Consider the following 22,582-nt stretch of genomic DNA (forward strand, 5'->3'; position numbering starts at 1 on the left):
AAGACACTTCCTTATTCTTTAATTTCTTTATCTCCACTTTTAATATTTTCGTCCCAATATTTCATCCACTCGTCCCCATTTTCTTGGAAAGCATTCCAATCTATATCCATCGCTTTGATTTCCGTACCCGTGATCCATTCTGGTAAATCCGTCACATCACTTCTTGTCGGAATCCTGTAAAATTCTTCTGCTAAATTTTTTGCAGCTTCTTGTGAATTCACAAACTCATAAAAAGCTTCGGCAGCTTTTGGATGCTTAGCACCTTCAACAATGGCAATCCCTTCTGTCAATACTGGTGTTCCGCTTTCTGGAATGACGAACTCAAACGGATAATTTTTATTTTCTTTTAGCATGACAACATCCGGCATTGCCCAAACAGAAAGTGAGCCCTCTCCTTTAGCTATCTTGTTATACATCATTTCCGGGTTCGCAGAATATTCCTTTGTGTTTTGGTCCAGCTTCTTTAACCAGTCATATCCTTCTTGGGGATCATTTGTATCCTTATACGTACGATAGATCATCGAAGAAAAAATTGTCCTCATCGTTCCGGAGGCTAACGGATAGCGGATGATAATTTCGTCTTTCCACTTCGGATCAAGCAACTCATCCCAATCTTTCGGTACTTCGTCCTTTGATAGTTCCTTGCTGTTATACATGATGACTTCCGGTGTCTGGCTCGTTCCCGTCCAATACCATTCTGGATCGTGGAATCCTTCATCGAGACTATCTGAATAAGTAGGCTTATAAGCAGCTAACAGCCCATCATCCTTTGCTTGATTAAAATTCGTGGAGGGTGCCCCCCACCAAACGTCAGCCTGCGGATTATTTTTCTCTGATCGAACACGATCAAGGATTTCCTGAGATCCCATGTCAAGCCACTCAACATCAATTCCATATTTATCTTCAAACTGCTTATCATATTTTGATAAGATATCTTTTCCATGCGGTGAATAAACAACAATTTTATCTTCCAATTCACCTTTTTCTCCCTTGGCCCCGCCAGCTTCCGTATTCGTTTTCGTATCTGTGCCGTTACATCCTGAAATCAATAGGGCCGCAGATAAGGTCAGTACTGAAACAAATGCTTTTTTTCTGCTTTTCATTAATAATCCCCCTCATCACGAAAATTCAAAATGCTATCATATTCCCTTAAAAATAGAGCAACCGCTCCTAGAACTCCTGCGTTTTCTCCCAGTTGTGATGTTTTCATTTCTACTAAACTTGGAAGATATCGATCTACAATCTCCCGAATTTTAGGTAACATGTAATCAGATGAATTTAATACACCACCTCCTAAAATAATCACCTCTGGATTTAGCAAACTAGCCGCATTGACAATTCCGCAAGCCAAATGTTCGATCGCTTCATTAATGATGGCTATAGCTGTCGAGTCTCCTTGTTTTGCGAACAAAAAGGCATCTTTCCCTGATAGTTCAGAAGACTGTGCTCTTTCGAATAAAGAATGATGGGGATCCTTGAGAACAGCTCTGGTAAAATGATCGCCAATCGATTTTCCTCCCGCAACACTTTCCAAATAACCGTATCTATGGAATATCGGCCTGAATTCACGCTTCATGTCCTCTTTGTCAGTCACCATATATCCCATTTCCCCTGCTGCACTTGAAGCCCCTCTGTATAACTGGTTATTCAAGATAATGCCGCTTCCTATCCCTGTACCAACTGCAATGAAAAGCAAATTGCGCTTATTTTGTGCATTCCCCAGCCACTGTTCACCGAGGGCAGCCGCATTTACATCATTGTCGAGAAAAATAGGATAATCAAAATATCGTTTCGCTTCGGCTATAAACGGATACTGCACCCATCCTAAACTCGGTGCCTCCATTACTAATCCACTTGCCGTTTGCGTAATACCGGGAATCCCAACCCCCATCCCTAATATCCGGTCTTTCGCAATCTGGTTTTTTGCAATTAACCTTTCCGTTTCAATCGCCATTTGTTTAAGTAAACCTGAATGCAAATAAGTGTTTGTTGAAAAACTAGTATCAGCAAGGATATTGCCACTTAAATCACATAAAACGATTTTAACTTTCGTCCCGCCAATATCAGCCCCAATGATATAGGCTGCCTTCTCATTAAAAAAGAGCTGAATGGGCCTCCGTCCACCTTGAGAAGATGACTCACCTATCCCTTTCTCAAATACCCATTTCTCCTGTATAAGTTCATCCACAGCCAGAGAAACAGTGGGTTTACTTAGCTGAAGCTTAACGGCGATTTCAGCTCTCGAAACGGGTGAACATTCTTGGATGCATTGAATGATTCTTTTCTTATTTACGTATTTTTGTTGACTGGGTGTTCGCTTAAAACTCATCACATCACGGCCTTACTTCATTTAGTTAGTAAATCTTCCTAATTAAGTAAAAATATAACTTAAATAAAGTTTGCGCACAAGTAATTTTTATAACATTCTAAATAATCTATTTTTAATAGTTACTTCGAATTATTTACAATTATAACCATTAATGATATTTATTAGATAAGCTTTTTACCACCAAGTTAGTTAGAAAATATTACTAACCTACATTTTTCCCACACAAAAAGCTTAAGTATTTGATAAATGTTGAAGGGGGTTAAAAGTAAAATGAAAAAAGCTTTGGTATCTGTGATTTCTCTTTTATTAATTCTTGCATTATTGCCGCTCAGCGGTAGCGCTGCAAGTACGGAGAAAGCAAACGTTGAGTTATGGAATGCGGTCAAGCCACTCGAGACAACCGTGACATTCTTAAACAGCGGTGCCCATCCAGATGATGAACGCAGTGACTTTCTCGCTTATCTATCGAGAGGGCTAGGTGTGAAGACATCGAGCTTGATTGCGAACAGGGGTGAAGGAGGACAAAATGAAATTGGGGATGAACTGGATAATGCCCTCGGAATCATTCGTTCAAGAGAAATGATAGAAGCTGCAAAAATTACTGGGGTGAAGGCTTATCATCTTAGTAAAACAACCAGTGATCCCATCTATGATTTCGGCTTCTCGAAAACACCAGAGGAAACATTGGCAAAATGGGGCGAGGAACTCACATATGAACGGCTTATCCGCTTTATTCGCACGTATCAGCCTGATATATTGATGCCTTCCTTCCAAAATGATGATACTCAGCATGGACATCATCGAACAATGACCATCTTAAGTGAACGTGCTTTTAAGGATGCCGCAGATCCAACTGTTTTCCCGAAACAATTGAAACAAGGTCTATCGGTATGGCAAGTGAAAAAATTATATTTACCTGTTTCCTCCGCAGATCAAGCCGACACTTCCATTGAAATCGGTAACTATGATCCAATTTACGGCATGACTTACCCACAGCTTGGAGAACAATCCCGCTATCTGCATAAAAGCCAAGGCATGGGGTCCGATATCCCTGCAGCACCTCGCCAGGTCCATTTGGATTTAAAGCAAAGTGCCGTTGATACAAAAAACAAGTCGGATCTTTTTGCAGGTGTACCTTATAATTTTGCTGATTGGGCTGAAAAACTTCCTCACTCGGCTTCAAAATTAAAGGCTGAATTTAAATACCTGCAAAGGGATTTGGACACTGTTGTTGCGGCGTATCCAAATGAAAAACAAATTTTTTCTAAATCCCAAACAGCTCTTTCTCATGTACGTAAAATGACAGCACAAATAAAAAAAGCAAAGCTAAGCTCTTCCATTAAGAACGACTTGCTTCATAAGCTTTCATTAAAAGAGGAGCAATTACAAAACGTCAGTTATGTCTCTTCAGGACTGGATGTTCAAGCTGAAGCTGCCTCAAACATTCTTACGAAAGGGCAAAATACGAATGTAACCGTAACGGTTAAGAATAACGGGAAACAAACATTGAAAAAAGTCGCTGCTACATTGAACGTGCCTAAAGGATGGCAGACTAAAACAAAATCTAAAGATGTCAATCTAGCACCTAATAAATCAGCAACGTTCACCTACAAGGTTGAAGTTCCTGAAGATGCATCCTATTACCACGCTTATGACGAATCAACCATTACAACCAGCATTTCTTATAAATATGGCAGCACCAAAACTTCCATCGTGGAAGAATTGGAAGGAACGATCGCTGTACTTCCTGACGTTGGCATTACCCTATCTCCTGAAGATATCGTCGTAAATACAGCAGATGTAAAGGAAGAAATACCCGTGACCGTTACCTTGAAAAATTATACAGAAGGAAAAACATCAGCAAAGGTTACTTTAAAGGTCCCAGAAAATTGGAAAGTAAAACCTAAAAAGGCCACCGTATCATTCAATGAAAAATCAGAAGAAAAACAAGTGAAGTTCACCCTTACACCACCTAAGACGATTCAAAATGGTGAATATCAGGTTAAAGCGTTTGCTTCTGTCAACGGAAAAACCTTTGATTCAACCATTCAAGAAATTTCCTATGACCATATCGGAACATTCTATTACCAATACCCATCAGCTATCAACACCGTTGCATTTGAGTTATTGATGCCAGCTTCATTAAAAGTGGGTTACATTGAGAGTGGATTTGATAAAGTTGCAGATTACTTAAGCAATGCAGGCCTTAATATAACAAAATTAACCGAAGCAGATTTAGCAAAGGGTGATTTGAGCCAATACGACACGATTGTTACCGGCATACGTGCCTATCTATCGAGGGAAGATCTAAAGGCAAACAACGCTCGCTTACTGGAATATGTTGAAAACGGCGGTCATCTCGTCGTTCAATATCACAAACCAGGTGATGGATGGGATGCCCTGACGACTGCTCCATACCCACTTACCCTCGGAAATCCATCCATTCGCTGGAGGGTTACCGATGAAAAAGCCACAGTAAACGTATTGAAACCAGAATCAGCGCTTTTCAACTATCCAAATAAAATAACAACGGACGACTGGAACAATTGGGTTCAAGAAAGAGGATTGTACTTCCCAATGAAATGGGACGATCGATTTGAAACATTCATTTCCATGGCTGATCCAAATGAAGAACCATTTGATGGCGGAATCCTAATGGCCAAATACGGTAAAGGCACCTACCTCTACACTAACCTTGTCCTATACCGGCAAATTCAAGGCCAGGTCCCAGGCGGATATCGAATCATGACGAACTTGATTAGTTACGGGGCGCAGTAACTAATGAAGAAACCTATGCACATTTTGAATGCATAGGTTTCTTTTTGATGTCAATATATGTCCTCTTTTTTGCTTTTCAAGCTTTCTGATAGTTCCTGCACATGAAGAGATGTTTCCATAAGACAGCTAGGTTTTCAATTTTAGCTTCTTCCCAATTCCACTAAAACAAAAAAAGTTATGCACAAGATAGGAAAAGGCTTATACGATTGGGTTTCCCCTCATTATCTCGCATTCCTTTGTCCACACTTTATGCACAACTTCATCCATTACCAACATCAATGCCGGCAATAATACTCTCTTACTTGTATTTCCAAGCTCGCGTTTCCTGCCTAAAGCACTTTACTCAAGAAGGATTTAGTTCTCTCGTGCTGAGGGTTACCGAATAATGCATTCGGCTCATTTTCCTCGACAATATACCCTCCATCCATGAATATGACGCGGTCCCCGACTTCCCGGGCAAAACCCATTTCATGCGTAACTACAACCATTGTCATGCCTTCTTTAGCAAGTTGTTTCATGACTTCCAAAACATCTCCGACCATTTCAGGGTCAAGCGCAGAAGTTGGCTCGTCAAATAGCATGATTTTTGGATTCATCGCTAATGCCCTTGCGATGGCAACCCGTTGTTTTTGTCCACCGGAAAGTTCCCCGGGATAGCTATTTGCTTTTTCCTTAAGGCCAACCTTATCCAATAAGTCAAGCGCTAATCTTTCCGCTTCCGCTTTAGCCGTGGCGCGAATTTTAATAGGCCCCAGCGTGATGTTTTCCATAACGGTTTTATGAGGAAACAGATTGAAATGTTGAAAAACCATTCCAACCTCTTGCCTGACTTTATTTATATTGATTTTCCTTTTTGGATCGGTGATATTATGTCCGTTGATGACCACCTCACCGCCCGTAACTTCCTCAAGAAGATTCAGGCAACGCAGAAATGTACTCTTTCCAGATCCAGAAGGGCCTATTACACAAATGACTTCCTTTTCTTGCACTTCTGCATTAATATCTTTTAAAACCTCGACAGTCCCAAATGATTTTCTCAGGTTTTTTACAGTAATGATGCTCATCGAACTTGTACCCTCCTTTCTATGAAATTAGCAATAAGGGTTAACAAATAGATGATGATAAAGTAAATCACGCCGACGACCAGCCAAATCTTGAATGCTTCAAAGGTTGCCGAAGCTTGAATTTGGCCTTGCTGGGTTAAATCCGCTATACCGATGACGGATAATAGAGATGTATCTTTCAAGCTAATGATCGATTGGTTCGTAATGGTAGGGAGCATCCTTCTAAAGGCTTGCGGCAGCACGACATATCTCATTGTTTGAGTACCGGTGAACCCGATTGATCTTGCCGCTTCCGTTTGTCCTTTATCGATGGACTGTATCCCCGCTCTTATTATTTCAGCAAAATATGCCCCTGCATTGATAGCAACGGTTATTATTCCAGCTGTTGTACTGTTCAAAGAAATCAAATTTAGTGAATTCACACCGAAATATATAAAAAACAACTGCACAATGAACGGTGTCCCTCGTATCGCATCCACATAAACCTTTGCAATCCAGTTCAAGATCTTGATCGGGGCAAGTCGCAGTAAGGCAATCACTAAACCAATCAAAAAACCTAGGATAATGGCAATCACAAAGATATAAAGTGTCACCTGAAGTCCTTTTAATAAAATGGGCAATGCCGCAACAATTATATCCATTCCTTTCACCCCTTTGAAAAAGAAAGCGCGCTTTAAGCGCGCCTATTTTGCATGAATCTATTCACCAAGATACGTTTTTATTATTTCATCATACGTTCCGTCTTTTTTAAGATTAGCAAGACCATCATTTATTTTCTTCAATAAATCCTTGTTTTGCCCTTTCAATACGGCGATTCCATACTGATCCCCATTCAAACGGTCACCTACGATTTTCAAACCAAGATCTTTTTGGGCGATTGCATAGGAGATAACAGGATAATCTTCAATAAGAGCATCGGCATTGCCGTTGGCCACTTCCTGGAACATCGCTGGACTATCATTGAATTGAACCACTTTAATTCCTAGTTTCGTAGCATTTTCCTGTGCATATTTAGCACCTGTTGTCCCTTTTTTCACTGCTATCGTTTTTCCTTTAAGATCTTTAACAGATTTAGTAGTAGTATTATCTTTTTTAACGACTACTGTTAATCCTGCATCAAAATATGGCGTTGAGAAATCAACAACCTTTTTTCTTTCCTCTGTAATGCTCATGCCTGCAATGGCCACATCAAGCTGGTTGGCTTGCATTGCGGGAATGATTCCGCCGAAATCCATTGGAGAAAATTTGATTTTAAAATCCTGGTCCTTCGCTATTGCATTGATTAAATCAATATCAATACCTTTATAGTCGTTACCCTCTTTAAATTCAAAGGGAGGATAAGTAGTATCCACACCAACTTTATAAACCTTTTCAGTTTTCTTTTCCTCACCTGCATTTTTTTCACCATTGCTTCCACAAGCCGAGATAAAGATAGTTAGAATCAAAAACATACTAAGTAAACCAAGTTTCTTCATTTCAAATCACTCCAATTCATAGATTATACGTGATAACAAATAATTCTCCCTATAATATAGCATAAGAATAAAGTATTATAATATGAATTTTCCGAATAAATATTATTTTCTTTAAATAATATTTATGGATGTTTTTCTAATATTGTTCAAGTAATGGCAAATGGTATGAAAACGCTTATTTGTCCTTTTCTTTAAAAATAGTTTAAAATGCAACTAGCACCTATAAAATGAAAGTTACATTAGATGGTGAATCGATGATAAGGAAATCCTTATTTCATAGCCATTTCATCCAATGAAGCCAATACCCGCAAATTTACTTTTCGGCCAAGTAATATGATAGTTGCTTGCCTCCGATCAGCCCGTCTGATTTCCACTAGGAATTTATATATTTTCATCAATCGTCTGATTTTTTTATGCTACATTACCGGCCGAGCAATTTTCCCATAACCATTTATACCATCCTCCATCCTTACTCATTACAACTATTGAAACATTAAAAACCCCGGATAAGGGTCAATTATATATGTGTGTCCCTTATCCGGGGTTTAGTAATATTCACGATTTTGCAAACGCACTAGCAGTTGATCATATAAATCTAATGAAATACTTACCTAGTGGGTTAGTTGTAACTCCCTCAATTCAAAATTAATTTTTCACGTATTCCCCTCTCTTAAATGTCCATCTTCTTTGTTTTATACTGTTACTCGCTTTAAGTGGGGAGATAAAAAGTCCATTTTTTTTTGGCTATTCTTATTTAGCAAAACTAGACGGAGCTGATTCTTGCCCATATTCATTAACTGCTGTCACATAGTAATGAGCATTTGTTGCGTTTTTATCTACAAAATTCTTACGTTCATACTCTGATATGCTCCCAATATGTGTGAATGTTCCACCTGGCTGTTTTTTATAAACTCGGTAACCGATAATATTTCCGTCACTTACGGCATACCAGGTTAACAAATCACCACTTATTTTCGCATTCGTTGGGGTAGCAGGCGGTTTTGCTTTATTTTCAAGCTGTTTTTCTTCTTCTGTTTTTAATTCTGCATATACAACTAATCGTTCTTGATGCGTGCCTTTCAATCGATCAAATGTGCCTGTACATGTAATTAAATTCAAATGGCGCCCCTTGCTATATCCGAAGATTTCGTTAAGAGGTGCTTTGTCTCGTGGATAGCTTTGTTTTTGTTTTACCACAAATGTGAGTTTTGTTCCTTGCTTATCCTTAACCGTAATTTCATCACCTTTTGCGAGATCTTTCAAATGATAAAAAACAGCTGGTCCTGTCTTACTATCTACATGACCTGCTAATACGGCATTTCCTTTCACCCCTGGTTTTGAACCAGGTTCAAACCAAGCCACACCCTCTTCAGTAAAAGGGGCAGCCATTTCACCGTTATCCAATAATCCAACTTGCTCAATTGAAGCATTTACATCAATTGAAGGAATGGTTACATTTGTTGGAATAATGCCATTAAATTCTTCATTGAGGGGTTTCTTTTCTGTATTATGTTCCTTTAATACGGTAAATTCCTCTTTAAGTGTGACACGACTTTTTACATGTTCTTTTTGTGTTTCTTTAACTTGATCCGCCTCTTGCTCTTTTGTTTCTGATGCTTGAACCATTAATTGTTTCACATAGACGGTTCCACTAATGAATAAAACGGCTAATAAGATAAAACAAGCGAAAAGAATTCGTTTTTTCACATCATTACCTCATTTCAATCTGCTCAATTTGAAAAAAAAAAGAGAGATTATGCTCTCTTCTTTTTTTCACTTTTCATTTAATATTTTTATTTATTCAGTTGTCTTTTACGTACGACTACAACTGCCAATAATGCGGCTAATGAACCTAGAGCAGTCCATATTATTGTTAATGGGTTAGCTGTTTGTTCGGAAGCACCGCCCATGCCTGTTTTAGGCATATCAGTTGGCATCGCTGTTCCCGCAAACTTGTCTCGGTTTTGTTTTACAATTGCATCGCCAAGTGCTTGGCCAACACCGAACATTAATTTGTACCCTTCACGGTATGAGTCATAGCTTCCAGCATAGTCGCCTGCTGCATACTGTTCAAACGTTTTAATAACTGTATCTTCATGTGCTTTAACGGCATCTTGTGCTGCTTTCGTTGGTAGATTCTCTGCTGTTGCACTTCCTAAGAATGTACCAAACTCTTGTGCAAACTTATGAAGTTTATCTTTTGCTGCCTGTTCTCCTTCTTTATCACCTTTTATTTTTGCGCTTACGAACTCAGCTTGTGCACTGATATGATCTCCTTGCCAAATTTGTTCAAATTGAGCTGCACCCTCATCACCATATACTGAACCAATGGCTGCTTTGAAATCAGCTGTATTTGTGTTTTCAGACCAACCTACATAGTCATAGTCTTCTGCACCTTCGAACCCTTTTTGCATACCCATTGTCGCTAAAGCAAAGTGTTCAGCTGCTAAACTATTTAATGTAGAACGTAAATCAGCTGCCGGTGTGTCTGCTTTAGTATGTTCAAATTTATCTGGCATTTGCTCTACAATGGAAGTAGACAGCGCTTTACTGATATCGAACATATGTTGGAATCCTTCACGATAAGTTTTAGCTGCACCTTCATAATCACCTTCTACGTAGTCCTCAAATGTCTCTTTCACTTGGTCTTCATGTATACGAAGTGCTTCTTTTGCTGCAGCCTCAGGTAGTTTCCCTTCAGTTGCTGTGCTTAAAAACGTCGCAAATTCATTTACAAATTGATCAACTTCTTTATCAACCTCAGCCCTGGCAGCTTTGTCATTTTCTTTTGTTGCTTTTACAAAATCATCTGTATAGTTGTTATGTTCTCTAAAAATCCTCTCAAATTCAGCAGCGCCTTTTTCTCCATAAATGGAGGCAATGGCCGGTTCCATATCAACCGCGTTTTGGTCTAAAGCTTTGAATGCTTCGTCTGCATCTTTAGATCCCTCGTATGCCGTTGTCATTGCAGCTACCGCTAATGTGAAGTGTTCAGATAATAAGTAGTCTAAGTCAGCACGTAAATCTGCTGCCGGTGTAATGGCCGTTGGTTTCATTTCCTCAGCATGTACATTGGCCATCGTTGGCATTAAAAGTGAAGCGCCTAAAACAGGAATAATTAATTTTTTACTGAAATTCATTATTTTCCACTCTCCTCTTTTTTTGTTTTATCCTTTTTTCTTTACACTTACTAAACGGAGAGATAATGGATTTGGATCACTCTTTTTTAAAAAGAATTTTATATTTCTTAACCTCTGGTCCTAAAAACATTGGTTTACCAACGTTTTTAGGCAAAAAAAAATGAACACTCAAATGTTGGAGTGTTCGCTTTTTTTTCTTATTTTTACATATTCATACTCAGTACGATTTGTCTCTTTCTGGTTAGCGGATGCAGTAGCTATTTCATCATTAGGAACTACCAACTTTGTCATAAAGGTTTCTTCAATTTTTGATTATTTATGATAACCAAAAGAACAGGCCTATATATAAAGTCGACCAGTAATTTTACACGCTCGATCTTACTCCCAACACATATGATGAAGTTAATATAAATAAATTGATTAAAGATATTGAGGAAATACTGGAAAATAGAATATTAGATGTAGATGACTACTTCAAAAACAACAATTTTTAAGAAAATCGCCTTCTTTATTCTATTATCGGGGAAAAGTAAGTGAAAGAATATATTTACATTTTATGAACAAAAAGGTGATAAATGGTATAATTGAAAAGTTGTTCTGAATTAAGAGGAGGATATATATTCTTGAAATTAGTTAGAATTATCTTAGTAATAATTGTACTTGCTTTATCAACTTATCAACTAATTACTAGGAATATTGAGTTGATGCCGTATTCAATGTTTTTCTTGGGCGCATATATGTTAGTAACTGGATTAGCCGAACTTCAAAAAGATAGAAAAGGAGGATTTTTGGGGTGCGTTGTTGTCTCGTTATTTCTATTCTATGTTTCCATAGATGCTTTCATAATAAACTAACAGATGCGTAATGGGACAACATAGTAAAATAACGAGAAAAGTATATAATGACTTTAAAAGGGCTTGTTAAAACTACAAGTCCTTTAAATGTGCCTTTTTTATTAAAAATGTTTAAAATTAAGACTGTTTAATTCAAGTAGAAAATACCGAAAAAACCACAATGAACACAATCTATACGTGAATCGAGTCGAGCTTCACGTATAGATCCGAGTAATTTATCTATTCAATCAGTTTCTTCTTGAAACAAATTGTTTTATAGCCTCAAATAAAGGCATTTGTTGAGACTTAGTTCGTTCGTTGGGACCTTCCTATACATTTTCCCACAAAACTAAACGCCTCCTATAAAACGGATTATGTCAACGTTCAATTACTCAAACGGTTTCCAACTTTGATCTTTAATATCGGACATATTAGGCCGTCTAACATTTTTCAAAAAATCTTTTTCAGAAACTCCAAAGTTTATAAATTTTTTTTGTGCTTCTTTTAAGGAAACATTATTTGCACCACCATCCATATCAGGGTGATCGAATTGAAAATTATCATCTTCCCAAAAACAGATTTTACAAATATCATACGTTCCTGGAGGTTCTTCATCTAATGTTTTATAACCACAGCAGGGACAAGTATATTTCATAAACTCACTCCTCTTAGATAAATTAAACTACCCTACCCATTAGCTCTATAAGATAAAGGTTGCCTTTGCAACCACTATTATTGAATACAGCACCTTTTAGTTGAAGAGATTATCGGAAAATAAATTCAGACAAAACTGTTCCGAAAATAAAAATTGAAATCATAGTCAACCATCCTACTTTTTTTGTTACCTGTTTCTGAAGGAAATTGATTTTAGATACAATAAAAAGAGCACCAAAAAGTACAGCAATTATACATACTGATTTCAGCCAAAATGAAATACCCATTATATCAAGATACGGAGGAAGGAAAGTTAGTACAATAAAAATCGAACTACCAAACGCTACATTTTCCCATTTTTTCAACTTCTCTTACCTCCTTTAACTTTTCAAATTTTAATCAACATTCCTATAATAAACGTTTTTTTGGTTATTTATAAAAATAATAATACTCTGTTTTCTCTAATTCCATATGCAACTAACCTGCCCCTTTAGTTGTATAAATCGAGTAGGAGGAGGCGTCTAGCCTCCGACCTCTCACACCACCGTACATACCGTTCGGTATACGGCGGTTCAGTTTAAGTCTGACGTAGTTTTGTATATTTACTAACCCTTGGTGGTAGAAGTCCTTAGCATTTATTTTAAATACAAACAAATATGTGCAGAGAGCTAATACTTTACTAAAGCTCTCTCTTTTATTGATGTTCAATCCCGAATCACAATTTACCTTTGCGCCCGTTGATGATTATGTTTCATAAGAGAATCGTTCCTTTCTGGTTTGGCTCGTTGTGGAAACTCCTCTTACGCCAGTTTGGACCGTTTCTTTTATTTTTTACACTAAATAAAAAAAGCTCGACCCAAAGGCACATTATGTGCCTTTTGGGTCAGCTCCTTTTCTCATTATTTCATCAGCTTTGCTACTGGCTTCGAAAGAAGCAATAATACAATACCTAAACCAATTGTTACAAAACCAATTACACTGAAGATTTCCAGGTAACCTAAAGACTGCGTATATGCAGCTAATTGGCCGGCTACCATATTAGCTACCGCGGAACTTGCCAGCCATACTCCCATTAGAAGAGAGGCAAGCTTGATTGGAGCAATTTTACTTACCATTGATAAACCAACTGGTGAAATCATTAATTCGGCTAATGTATGAAGGAAATACGTTACAATCATGAACAGGATGTTTACTTTCAGCGCTGTATCGTTTCCTGTATACATAACAGCAGGAAGCAGTACTAAGAAACCTAAACCAACAGTGACTAAACCAAGAGCCATCTTCGTTGGAGTTTTTAAGTCACCGCGTTTTGAGCTGCCAAGCTTGTACCATAAAGCAGACATAATTGGCGCTAACAACACGATGAATAATGGATTCAATGATTGGAACCAGGCAGTTGGAACCTCAAAACCAAATACATTCCGATCAATTTGGTCATTAGCATACAATGTCAATGAACTTCCTGCCTGCTCGAAAGCGGCCCAGAACGCAATAACGAAGACTGCCAAAATCACGATAGCCGCTGTACGTTTTTGTTCTCTTTTCGTTAACGGTGCAGCTGATTTTTGACCAGCTGTAACTTCCGGTTTGCCTGTAGGTTCTTTACCGATATCACCTAAATAGCGATTGCCTAATAAGTTGAAAACTAACTGCCCTGCAATCATGCCAATTGCTGCTGTCAAGAACCCATATTTATAGCTCATAAGCCCAACTACTAATGGTGCGAAGAAAGCACCAACGTTAATACCCATATAGAAGATGGTAAAAGCTCCATCACGACGCGGATCGTTGTCTTCATAAAGATCACCAACAATTGTCGAGATGTTTGGCTTGAAGAAACCATTACCGATAATCAATAAACCAAGACCAATGTAAAGCGCTGTCAAACTCTGACTTGAGAATAGCGAAAAGTTACCAAGCGCCATTAAAATACCGCCAATCGTGATCGCCAATCTTCTGCCTATGAAACGGTCAGTCAAGTATCCGCCAATCATCGGCGTAATATAAACGGCACCAGTAAAGAATCCGTATATACCCATAGCCGTAGTTTTGTCGACTCCAAGCCCGCCGTTTACAACAGTTGCTGTTAAGTAAAGAACAAGAATTGCTCTCATTCCGTAATAGCTGAAGCGCTCCCATGCCTCAGTAGCGAACAGCATATACAGTCCTGGAGGATGCTTTTTCCTGGACTGATTTGGCTGCTGAACATCATTTTTTAATATTGCTTGCATAATAAAGTCCCCCTAAATATGGTTAAATATTAAACCATCCACCAATCGTTATATTCACAAAATAATTGCATGGTTATTTTAATAGACAAATTATTGATTCGTTCCACCTACTCCTAATACGATGATGGCGACGCATGCCATCCAACCCACCATCAGTAAGCGTTTACATTTTTAATCTTGACTCTGTTGCAAAAGGAATCAGATAGCAAAATCTAAATGAACATTAACTAATAAATTCACTCATTTTATTCGAAGACGTTTAATGAAAGCATTTAAATCTTAAAGAATCTTTAGTGTTGTAAAATAATTTTATATTATCAGAAAATATAAAAATACAGAAAAAAAAGAAAAAAAGTCCTGCTGCATTAGCGGTCTGTGCAGCAACGGAACCCCCATTATAATAAAAAACTGCCTTGTATTAAGGCAGTTTTTTAGTCAACAATCCATTGATATAAATTTTTTGGTCTTCCTATTTTTTGATAACTCACAATAATTTCTACTTTTCCTTCATCAAGTAAATGCATAATATAGCGATAGACGGTCGGATAAGCCAAACCAACTTCTTTAGAAATTGTATCAACAGAAAAAGGTTCACGATTAGAATGTAGAAATTCACTAACGTGACAAAGTGTTCTCTTACTAATTCCCTTTGTTACAAATACATCCTTTTCTTCACTGGATTTTTGCTGCGGAGCTGATTGAGTTAATTTTGCAAGGCGAGCATGCAGTTGAATTCTTGAAATCATATCAGGCGCTTTTACAGGCTTTAATGCAAAATCTGTTGCGCCTGCTTCAAGAAAGCGATCAGCAATTTCCTGTCGTTCATCGACTGTTAATACAAGAATCGGAACATCAGCATTAAGTTTACGAAGCTCACCCACTGTTTTTATTCCGTCCATTTCCGGCATATGATAATCAACTAAAACAACATCTGCTCCTTTTTCTGCAAACACATTTAACCCTTCTTTTCCGTTGTTAGCCTTATCTACATTCCAGCCGGCAAATTCACAAATTTCACTTAGCATATATTGAATTGATGCATCATCATCAATGACTAAAATGTTCATCTTGACACACTCCTCTCAGCTAGTTTAATCCAAATTATTGTCCCGTGTCCAAGCTTGCTGTCAATTTCTAAAGATGCACCATGTCCTTCAGCAACTTGTCGTACGAAAGCTAATCCCATTCCTGGATGCGATTTCGTACTGAACCCAGCTTTCCATATTTTCAGCTGCTCTTTAGGCGAAATCCCTTTCCCATTATCTGATACGCCCAACCAAAGTTCATTTTCATAGGTTTTTACCTTAAGCAAAATCTGGCCATCCTCTATTCCATTCACTGCATCGTAAGCATTGTCAATTAAATTCACTAATGCCCTTGTCATTCGGATTTTATTAATTAAAATTTTAATTTCAGGATTTGTTTGAAAGTCTACTTTCAGATTAAGACTTGTCCCGCTCAGTCTGCTTGCTTCGACGTATTCAACTAAATCTTTTATACGGCACCAATGTTTTTTATCATCATATAAAATCTCAGAAATCATGTCGCTAACGGAATGAATCGATGATGAAATCTTTTGACAATATTCCTTAATTTTAGAATCGTCCACTTTCAAACTAATTAAAGAATTTAGCCCCTCAATTGCTGTGAGAGGTGTTTTTAAATCATGGACCAGGTATAGTGCTTCTCGTCCTGATCTTGACTGCATTGCTTCTAACTGCGCATAATGAAGCTCTTGCTTTATCCGCCACTTTTGTTCAGCTAATGAAAAATACACAGCTAAAATAACAGCATTAATAACAAAAATTAAACACAAAGTTAAACTGTACAATGTTAAAGATTGCTCAAATCCAATTTGAACTGCTATATCTTTTATTTCCTTTGAAATCGATCCTTGGCCAAATCCATATTTAGATAAAGAAGGAATCTCATTCAGCCATTCAATCCCAAAGATTAATTGAGAACAAATAATTGTTTTAATAATTGGCTTTAGCCTATCCTTTTCAAAGGCTTGCAATAATAAGATTGCTAACAACAATAACAACGCATATGCGCTAAATGAGTATGTTAAAGAATAATAAGCATTTATCACGATATAGTCGAGAGGAATAACAATAAGAGGAATGATAATTTTTAACCATGGACGGTTTAAACGATCACCGATTTCGTCTCCCAACAGCAGTGCACCAATATAATGAAACAAAGCTAATACAGTATTTAAAGATACTAACAAAAAAACGGCAAGCATTAACTTATTTCCTGTTTCTTCATCTTCTCTTAATGAAATAAGCAAATCAGTAAGACCAATTTCGTCAGGGCCCAACCACGATAGTAAGAATACCCCCAATAAAATTACTCCAATTTTCATCCATATTGTCCAAGACTTCATAAGACTAGCTATCATAATCATTTCACCTTTAATAGATTAATTGCTTATAGAATAGAATAATAACCATTCTTTCATTTAGTATTTTTATTTAAATTTATGTATCCCCTTCAATAATCTCATTATACGCAATTCATCGTAATTATGAAAATTAATAAAAAACGGGTTCTAGTGCAAAAATTCGAACATCTTGCAAGTAATCTCTAAATCTCGGACATACTGATACTATCAGTCTAAAAAGGCATAAATTATTTGGAGTAGCATCATTATTCATAGATTAAAAGGATATTGAGGGTTCTATGTTTCTAACAAATCATTAGTGGAAAAACTGCCTGCAATACGGTTACAACGTCTACTTAAGAAGTTACCGAAAATCCACAAGGAAATTACGTTGCATTCGTTCAGGAATACGCACGCATCGTTACTGAAACAACAATTAGGGCATACAGTTTTCAAATAACGATGTATGTTCCCTGGCTGACAACAAGACAAATAGCTAAAAGAATCTGAGAGATTCTATTCATTTATTTATAGTATGGGGGGGAAGCCCTGGAAACCCATTGATAAACTGTTTTGATTCAGCCTTAGCGCCTGCCGGTTTTAACTCTCCGTTTGGCATATGTGCTTTAATAATTTGAAGTGTATCATCTATAACTTTACTTTTTGATATAAACCCTGAATCCATTACAATCAATTTACCCTTTTCCGCCAGAAGTCTTTTAATCTCATCTAGGGTTTTTTCTCGATTAAACCAGTGCCAAGCTCTTAAGACGGTTACATAATCAAACAAACCATTATCTAAGGTTGTAGATTCAGCGTATGTATTTATATACTCAATTATATTACCTTCACTATGCATTCCTGTAGAGCATTAAATATCGGCTTTGAAAAAAACAGAGCCCCTCAGTATGATGAGAGTACACACAAACCAAAACTCATCTTAAGGAGGAAGCTCTACTATGAATTTTAAAATGCAAAACAAACAAAATCAACTAATTGAAAGAATCACGAATCGTCATCTTGTTGTAGGAATTGATATTGCACAACAATTTCATGTTGCTCGAGCTGTTCATTAAGAAAAGAGATTCTTCTTCAAGAATCGCGCCCTTTAATGTAAGGGGTGGCACCAATTTTCCTACACGTTCAAAGTATGGATAAAAGGTGTTAGGATTAATGCCCAGATGACTGTAAAGATGGCAGTCAGAATGTAGGATACACTAGAGGTTGTTCCCGCTTTTTCCCCGATTTTAAACGCTTTTGCAGTCCCGAGTGCCTGTGCACCCAAACCATACATCATGCCGATAGACAATGGATGCTTAATGGAAAAGTGCTTCATTATAGCTGGTCCTATGAAGACACCTACAAAGCATGTCAACATACTAAAAAGAACAGTTATGTCTGGAGTCCCTCCAATGGATTCAGACAAACTGACAGCAATTGGAATGGTGACAATGCGAGGAATAATACTGAGCATATAATCCTTTCCCATTGCAAGCAGGTAAGTACATAAAATGCCAGAAACAACAGCAATCAAGGAACCGGCTGCAATACTACATACAATCACGCGCCAATTTTTAGCCAGAAACGACCAGTTTCGATACAATGGAATGGCTAATGCAACGGTTACAACGTCTAACAATTTATTTAGTGGAAAAGTGCCATTTGCATATTCTTTGTATGGTATATCCATTATCAAAAGGAGAACAATGAGCATAACAGGAGTGAGAATGATTGGTGAAAATAACAATCCTGGTTTTCTCCGATTAATCTTTTTCGCCAAAAAATAAAAAAGGACAGTAATAATTACATAAAAGATCTTGGTAACCATTTCCTTGCTTCACCGTCTTTTCTTTCTAAAATCCTATCGGAGATGACACCTGTTGCTATCATCATAAGTGCTGTACCACTAACAACAATGAATAAAATACTTAGGCCTTTGATGCCAAATATCCATGAATATTCCATAAATCCAACGACTGCCGGTATGAAAAATAGCATCATCTCGGAAATAATAAGCGTGGCCCCCGCTTGCACCCAATTTAATTTAATCAAGCCTAAATGAAGACCGAAGAATAATAAAATCATCCCGATAATACTTCCTGGAATAGGTACATGAAGAAGAGAGACAATATAGTCACCAATCCAGGTAAATGCAATAATAGCCCCAATTTGCAATAAAATTGTTAAGCCCTTTTTCAAGAGCAACACCTCCGAAATAGAACAATATGTAATATAGATCATTCTACTTGGAGATTCACGATTCGTATAATATATAAAAGACATCAAAACTATTCTATGAAGTTATAGTTAGGTTTTTCCTTCCTGAAGATAAGTAATAAACTCCCGAACAGCATAGGAAAGATACTTATTCTTTTTATATATCAATGCCACTTCCCAATCAACCTGAGGTGAAGTAATAGAAACAATAGAAACCTGATCCTTAAATCGGTTTGCTACCGACTTAGGAACAACAGATATCCCAAATTGTGCCGCTACCATCTCTCCAACGATATCCCATAAGGAACTTTTGTAGACTAAATTAGGTTCAAATCCCGATTTCAAACAGGCCTTCATTACCACATCATGCAGAACATATTCTTCGGTAAAAAGAATAAAGGCTTCCTCCTTTAATTCGGATAAAAGTACTGATTTTCTTTCCGACAGCCAATGATTTCTGTCAACAATGACAACTAGTTCTTCTTTGAATAAGGGGATGGATCCAAACACTTCAGAGTCAACTGGTGATACGGTAATACCCACATCCACTTCCCCTTGTACTACTTTTCGTTCTAATTGTTTCCCGCTAAATTCGACCATTTGCATTTCAATTTGCGGATAACCCTTTTTAAAATCAGCCAGCACGTTCGGAAATAACATTACACCCAAAGTCGGCATTAATCCCATTTTAATGGTTCCCTTTTTCACATGAACGACTTCGTTTACAGAAGAATGGATATCTTCCATCATCTGCAAAATTTTCAATGCTTGATCATAAACAATCTTGCCCGCATCTGTCAGCTCCACTTTTCTCTCCGAACGATCTAGCAACGTCACTTGAAGCTCCACTTCCAGGCTTTTTATCATCTTACTAATGGAAGGCTGAGATACATGTAGGCTCTCAGATGCCTTCGTAAAATTCTTTTGTTTGGCTACTTCTACAAAATATTTAAGATGTTGAATATCCATTTTAAAACTCCCCGGTACTATAGTTATAATTTCTTCCCGTCATACTTAATGGTTCCATATTTTCATTTCGAACAACCTTCTAATTCATTATATTTTATTGTGTTCGATTCTACATAATTGGGAAGATGATTTTTGGACATCCTTTAACATATTCATTTATTCTTAAAAGTGGTAAATCTCGATATACAATGAAAATTGTATACCTCATTGTTTTTAAAGACCTTTCTTATTACATAAATGTTCAATTTCCTTATAAAGAGTTATTCCACAAAATGGACCAATTGTTGAACAAAGTTCTAACAGTATTCTTCAACTATCCCGCCCCGATAGTTCCATAAGAAAGAGAGCTGCCAAAGGCAACTCCCTTATGACTTGTATCAGAATGCATATCGTTTTGACCAGTCATTACAGGATAAAAACAAAGAAGAATTCCTACGATTAACAGAGGAATTGAAAAACATTTCTTAAAATGTTGTTTATAAAAGGAACTTAACATATTTGTAACTTTAAGAAGTATGCCAAAACGCCAATCCCATATCTATAAGGGATTTCTCTTTTCGGATTTTCTCCTTTCGGAAATTAAGAAGGGCTTTGTTTATCACTATTTCAGCAAATTCAGAATCCTTAACGTTTATTTCAGGTTGTGGTGGTGTATTAGCCAAATTCTTTTCCATAGGAAACCAACTCCTTGACCTTTTTTCTATTATACCAAAAGTTTTCAGATTATTCAAATAATTAACTGAATAGTTCCAATGAAATAATCCGTTTGCTCAATGAAAATGAGTCAGTGAAAAATATAAGTGAAAAAACAGGTGTAACAAGAATGACTATCTATAATATAAAGAAGGGGTAGCGTCAGGAAAATGCGGATATATAACGTTATGGGGTACACCGACAATTTTAAATCAAAAAATCGATTTCCTGTACATTAAGAAATCGATTTTTTATTTGTCTTAATGAACTAACGCACCTTATAAGAATTACTTCCGACTCAATCAGTTAAAATAAACTCTTTACTAAACGAACTATCATTCTTGGGATAAGAGTTAAGATGTTAAAAACCAATTCAGATAAGATTGAATCACGAATTTCATTCATTATGCCTTTGAAAAAACCTTCTTTGCCTTTCTTTTTTTCTTTTTTCATCATTTGTATCCTCTTTATAATTACTCCAATTATATTCCTCTAAAATACTTCCTCAATTATTCTACCTTTTTAGATAAGAAAAAGAGCTGCTGATCGGCTCCTGATATTGAAGTAAAGCACTTATTATCTGAATAAGTAGTTACCTTTTATTTCACGTTTAATTGCTCTAACCACTCTATAAACCAATCTTGAGGTAACTTTACTTTTGAGAGGTCTAAGTTCTGCAATTCTTTTAATGAGTAAGTATTTACCAAAAATAAATCCCATTGACATTCAATATCTCGTGCTATTCCAAAAGCTATTTCATCAAATTCATTAAATTCTCCAGCTTCATCTTCCTCAAAAGCCATTGTGAGGTTATCACACCACTTAATTAACTCATATTGTGAAAATCTGTTTTCTTTTCTACATACGGTATTTAACAAGTTCTTTAAGTTTTTGGACAAGAATGGAAAATCTATAGTGGTTTCATTCCAGTTCCAATTCATATAAACATCCCTATATCAACTGAACTACTTACTATCCTCATCACCTTTCAACTCTCTATTTTATAACATTTTCTTATTCAACTAAACTGCCCCGATAGTTCCATAAAGAAAAGCTGTCTTAAAGACAGCTCTGATCTTCAGCTAACGCACCCGTTACTTTAAGTAGATTATTTCACAATCATAGTAAGTTCCACAGAAAAAGGCATTAATCCTTCCTGCTGAATCAATGCCTTCACTTTTTCAAATTAATACTATTACTTTTTTTAGTTAACATATAGCTTTGTATTATCATTTCGTAAATTTCTTCCTTTGGAACAGTACCGTCAAGAATTATCGAATTCCAATGGTCCTTATTAAGATGAAATGCCGGAACTACCGAATTGTAAATCTGACGCCAATAATCCAAAAAACCGGGTTCACATTTCACATTAATCCAAATATGGCCATCTTTTTCAAATATCCACGCAAACACTTTCTTGTTATCTATATGTCGCATTAACGTCCAATTCTTATCGCGAAATGGATAATCTTCATATGTATTACCCATCCCTAAACAGTAACCGATAGCTTCCTCTCTATTTTTCATTGTTAACCTCTTCTCTAACATAATAACTTTCTAATTTTTTAATTGCATCCTAAATTATAAGCCTTGTACCCTTTATTGCACTAACCTGCCCCGATAGTTGCATAAATCGAGTAGGAGGAGGCGCCTAGCCTCCGACCTCTCACACCACCGTACGTACCGTTCGGTATACGGCGGTTCAGTTTAAGTCTGACGCAGTTTTGTATATCGTTCATATAGATTTTCTAACCCTTGATGTTGCCAATAAGCATTATTAAGGGTTTTGTCTAGAATAGGGCTATGCGCAATG

24 protein-coding genes are annotated in these 22,582 nt (G+C 36.9%); 4 read left to right on the top strand and 20 right to left on the bottom strand.

Going from position 1 to position 22,582, the window contains the following annotated elements; all coding sequences use genetic code 11:
- Nucleotides 1–11 precede the first annotated feature (11 nt).
- Nucleotides 12–1,103, bottom strand: coding sequence for an extracellular solute-binding protein (locus tag LQ203_RS15950; protein ID WP_230159357.1), 1,092 nt, complete (start codon nucleotides 1,101–1,103; stop codon nucleotides 12–14).
- Complete coding sequence (locus LQ203_RS15955; RefSeq protein WP_230159358.1) at nucleotides 1,103–2,329, bottom strand: ROK family transcriptional regulator; 1,227 nt, start codon at nucleotides 2,327–2,329, stop codon at nucleotides 1,103–1,105. Before LQ203_RS15955 ends, LQ203_RS15950 begins: the two co-directional genes overlap by 1 nt.
- Nucleotides 2,330–2,599: 270 nt before the next feature.
- On the opposite strand from LQ203_RS15955, the gene LQ203_RS15960 reads away from it, so the two are divergent.
- Entirely contained in the window at nucleotides 2,600–5,107 is a 2,508-nt protein-coding gene (locus LQ203_RS15960) for an NEW3 domain-containing protein (RefSeq protein ID WP_230159359.1), read from the top strand.
- Nucleotides 5,108–5,436: 329 nt separating this feature from the next.
- Here LQ203_RS15960 and LQ203_RS15965 read toward each other — a convergent pair whose 3' ends face one another.
- The 5 genes from LQ203_RS15965 to LQ203_RS15985 form a co-directional block, all read right to left on the bottom strand.
- A complete protein-coding gene (locus LQ203_RS15965) occupies nucleotides 5,437–6,171 on the bottom strand; it encodes an amino acid ABC transporter ATP-binding protein (RefSeq protein ID WP_063234733.1) in 735 nt (244 codons plus the stop codon).
- Entirely contained in the window at nucleotides 6,168–6,812 is a 645-nt protein-coding gene (locus LQ203_RS15970) for an amino acid ABC transporter permease (protein WP_063234732.1), read from the bottom strand. The genes LQ203_RS15965 and LQ203_RS15970 overlap by 4 nt, the downstream gene beginning before the upstream one ends.
- Nucleotides 6,813–6,869: 57 nt before the next feature.
- Complete coding sequence (locus tag LQ203_RS15975) at nucleotides 6,870–7,646, bottom strand: transporter substrate-binding domain-containing protein (RefSeq protein ID WP_230159360.1); 777 nt, start codon at nucleotides 7,644–7,646, stop codon at nucleotides 6,870–6,872.
- A 750-nt stretch (nucleotides 7,647–8,396) separates the two neighbouring features.
- On the bottom strand, nucleotides 8,397–9,353 hold the full coding sequence (locus LQ203_RS15980; RefSeq protein ID WP_230159361.1) for a class F sortase: 957 nt from the start codon (nucleotides 9,351–9,353) through the stop codon (nucleotides 8,397–8,399).
- 86 nt (nucleotides 9,354–9,439) lie between these two features.
- Entirely contained in the window at nucleotides 9,440–10,789 is a 1,350-nt protein-coding gene (locus LQ203_RS15985; protein WP_230159380.1) for a copper amine oxidase, read from the bottom strand.
- A 713-nt stretch (nucleotides 10,790–11,502) separates the two neighbouring features.
- On the opposite strand from LQ203_RS15985, the gene LQ203_RS15990 reads away from it, so the two are divergent.
- Entirely contained in the window at nucleotides 11,503–11,640 is a 138-nt protein-coding gene (locus LQ203_RS15990; RefSeq protein ID WP_290370598.1) for a DUF3953 domain-containing protein, read from the top strand.
- A 367-nt stretch (nucleotides 11,641–12,007) separates the two neighbouring features.
- Here the strand turns inward: LQ203_RS15990 and LQ203_RS15995 are convergent, their stop codons facing one another.
- The 9 genes from LQ203_RS15995 to LQ203_RS16035 all read right to left on the bottom strand — a co-directional run bounded on the left by LQ203_RS15995 (nucleotide 12,008) and on the right by LQ203_RS16035 (nucleotide 20,076).
- Entirely contained in the window at nucleotides 12,008–12,274 is a 267-nt protein-coding gene (locus LQ203_RS15995) for a CPCC family cysteine-rich protein (RefSeq protein WP_230159362.1), read from the bottom strand.
- A 109-nt stretch (nucleotides 12,275–12,383) separates the two neighbouring features.
- Nucleotides 12,384–12,638, bottom strand: a complete 255-nt coding sequence (locus LQ203_RS16000) for a hypothetical protein (RefSeq protein ID WP_230159363.1) — start codon at nucleotides 12,636–12,638, stop codon at nucleotides 12,384–12,386.
- Nucleotides 12,639–13,172: 534 nt separating this feature from the next.
- Nucleotides 13,173–14,504, bottom strand: coding sequence for a peptide MFS transporter (locus LQ203_RS16005; protein WP_230159364.1), 1,332 nt, complete (start codon nucleotides 14,502–14,504; stop codon nucleotides 13,173–13,175).
- 431 nt (nucleotides 14,505–14,935) lie between these two features.
- Nucleotides 14,936–15,571 (bottom strand): response regulator, encoded by a 636-nt coding sequence (locus LQ203_RS16010; protein WP_230159365.1) that lies wholly within the window; start codon nucleotides 15,569–15,571, stop codon nucleotides 14,936–14,938.
- The gene (locus tag LQ203_RS16015) at nucleotides 15,568–16,908 is read right to left on the bottom strand and encodes a HAMP domain-containing sensor histidine kinase (protein ID WP_230159366.1); all 1,341 of its coding nucleotides are present in this window, start codon (nucleotides 16,906–16,908) and stop codon (nucleotides 15,568–15,570) included. The genes LQ203_RS16010 and LQ203_RS16015 overlap by 4 nt, the downstream gene beginning before the upstream one ends.
- A 502-nt stretch (nucleotides 16,909–17,410) precedes the next feature.
- A complete protein-coding gene (locus tag LQ203_RS16020) occupies nucleotides 17,411–17,749 on the bottom strand; it encodes a methyltransferase domain-containing protein (protein ID WP_230159367.1) in 339 nt (112 codons plus the stop codon).
- Between the two features lie 276 nt (nucleotides 17,750–18,025).
- Entirely contained in the window at nucleotides 18,026–18,718 is a 693-nt protein-coding gene (locus tag LQ203_RS16025) for an LrgB family protein (RefSeq protein WP_230159368.1), read from the bottom strand.
- Nucleotides 18,694–19,089 carry a CidA/LrgA family holin-like protein gene (locus LQ203_RS16030; RefSeq protein WP_230159369.1) on the bottom strand — a complete coding sequence of 132 codons (396 nt, stop codon included), beginning with the start codon at nucleotides 19,087–19,089 and terminating at the stop codon, nucleotides 18,694–18,696. The genes LQ203_RS16025 and LQ203_RS16030 overlap by 25 nt, the downstream gene beginning before the upstream one ends.
- Nucleotides 19,090–19,197: 108 nt before the next feature.
- The gene (locus tag LQ203_RS16035) at nucleotides 19,198–20,076 is read right to left on the bottom strand and encodes a LysR family transcriptional regulator (RefSeq protein ID WP_230159370.1); all 879 of its coding nucleotides are present in this window, start codon (nucleotides 20,074–20,076) and stop codon (nucleotides 19,198–19,200) included.
- Nucleotides 20,077–20,448: 372 nt separating this feature from the next.
- Here LQ203_RS16035 and LQ203_RS16040 point away from each other — a divergent pair, with 372 nt between their 5' ends.
- Complete coding sequence (locus LQ203_RS16040; RefSeq protein ID WP_230159371.1) at nucleotides 20,449–20,544, top strand: IDEAL domain-containing protein; 96 nt, start codon at nucleotides 20,449–20,451, stop codon at nucleotides 20,542–20,544.
- Nucleotides 20,545–20,582: 38 nt separating this feature from the next.
- Here the strand turns inward: LQ203_RS16040 and LQ203_RS16045 are convergent, their stop codons facing one another.
- Nucleotides 20,583–20,750: a hypothetical protein gene (locus LQ203_RS16045; protein ID WP_230159372.1), complete on the bottom strand. Its 168-nt coding sequence runs from the start codon at nucleotides 20,748–20,750 to the stop codon at nucleotides 20,583–20,585.
- Nucleotides 20,751–20,833: 83 nt separating this feature from the next.
- Here LQ203_RS16045 and LQ203_RS27675 point away from each other — a divergent pair, with 83 nt between their 5' ends.
- The gene (locus LQ203_RS27675) at nucleotides 20,834–20,929 is read left to right on the top strand and encodes a helix-turn-helix domain-containing protein (RefSeq protein ID WP_356714605.1); all 96 of its coding nucleotides are present in this window, start codon (nucleotides 20,834–20,836) and stop codon (nucleotides 20,927–20,929) included.
- A gap of 146 nt (nucleotides 20,930–21,075) precedes the next feature.
- Here the strand turns inward: LQ203_RS27675 and LQ203_RS16050 are convergent, their stop codons facing one another.
- The 3 genes from LQ203_RS16050 to LQ203_RS16060 form a co-directional block, all read right to left on the bottom strand.
- On the bottom strand, nucleotides 21,076–21,225 hold the full coding sequence (locus LQ203_RS16050) for a hypothetical protein (RefSeq protein ID WP_230159373.1): 150 nt from the start codon (nucleotides 21,223–21,225) through the stop codon (nucleotides 21,076–21,078).
- Between the two features lie 143 nt (nucleotides 21,226–21,368).
- Nucleotides 21,369–21,710, bottom strand: a complete 342-nt coding sequence (locus LQ203_RS16055; protein ID WP_230159374.1) for a hypothetical protein — start codon at nucleotides 21,708–21,710, stop codon at nucleotides 21,369–21,371.
- A gap of 232 nt (nucleotides 21,711–21,942) precedes the next feature.
- Nucleotides 21,943–22,296, bottom strand: a complete 354-nt coding sequence (locus LQ203_RS16060; protein WP_230159375.1) for an MmcQ/YjbR family DNA-binding protein — start codon at nucleotides 22,294–22,296, stop codon at nucleotides 21,943–21,945.
- Nucleotides 22,297–22,582: the final 286 nt, after the last annotated feature.

The sequence above is a fragment of the Peribacillus sp. Bi96 genome, from assembly GCF_918698115.1.
In the GTDB taxonomy this organism is placed as follows: domain Bacteria; phylum Bacillota; class Bacilli; order Bacillales; family DSM-1321; genus Peribacillus.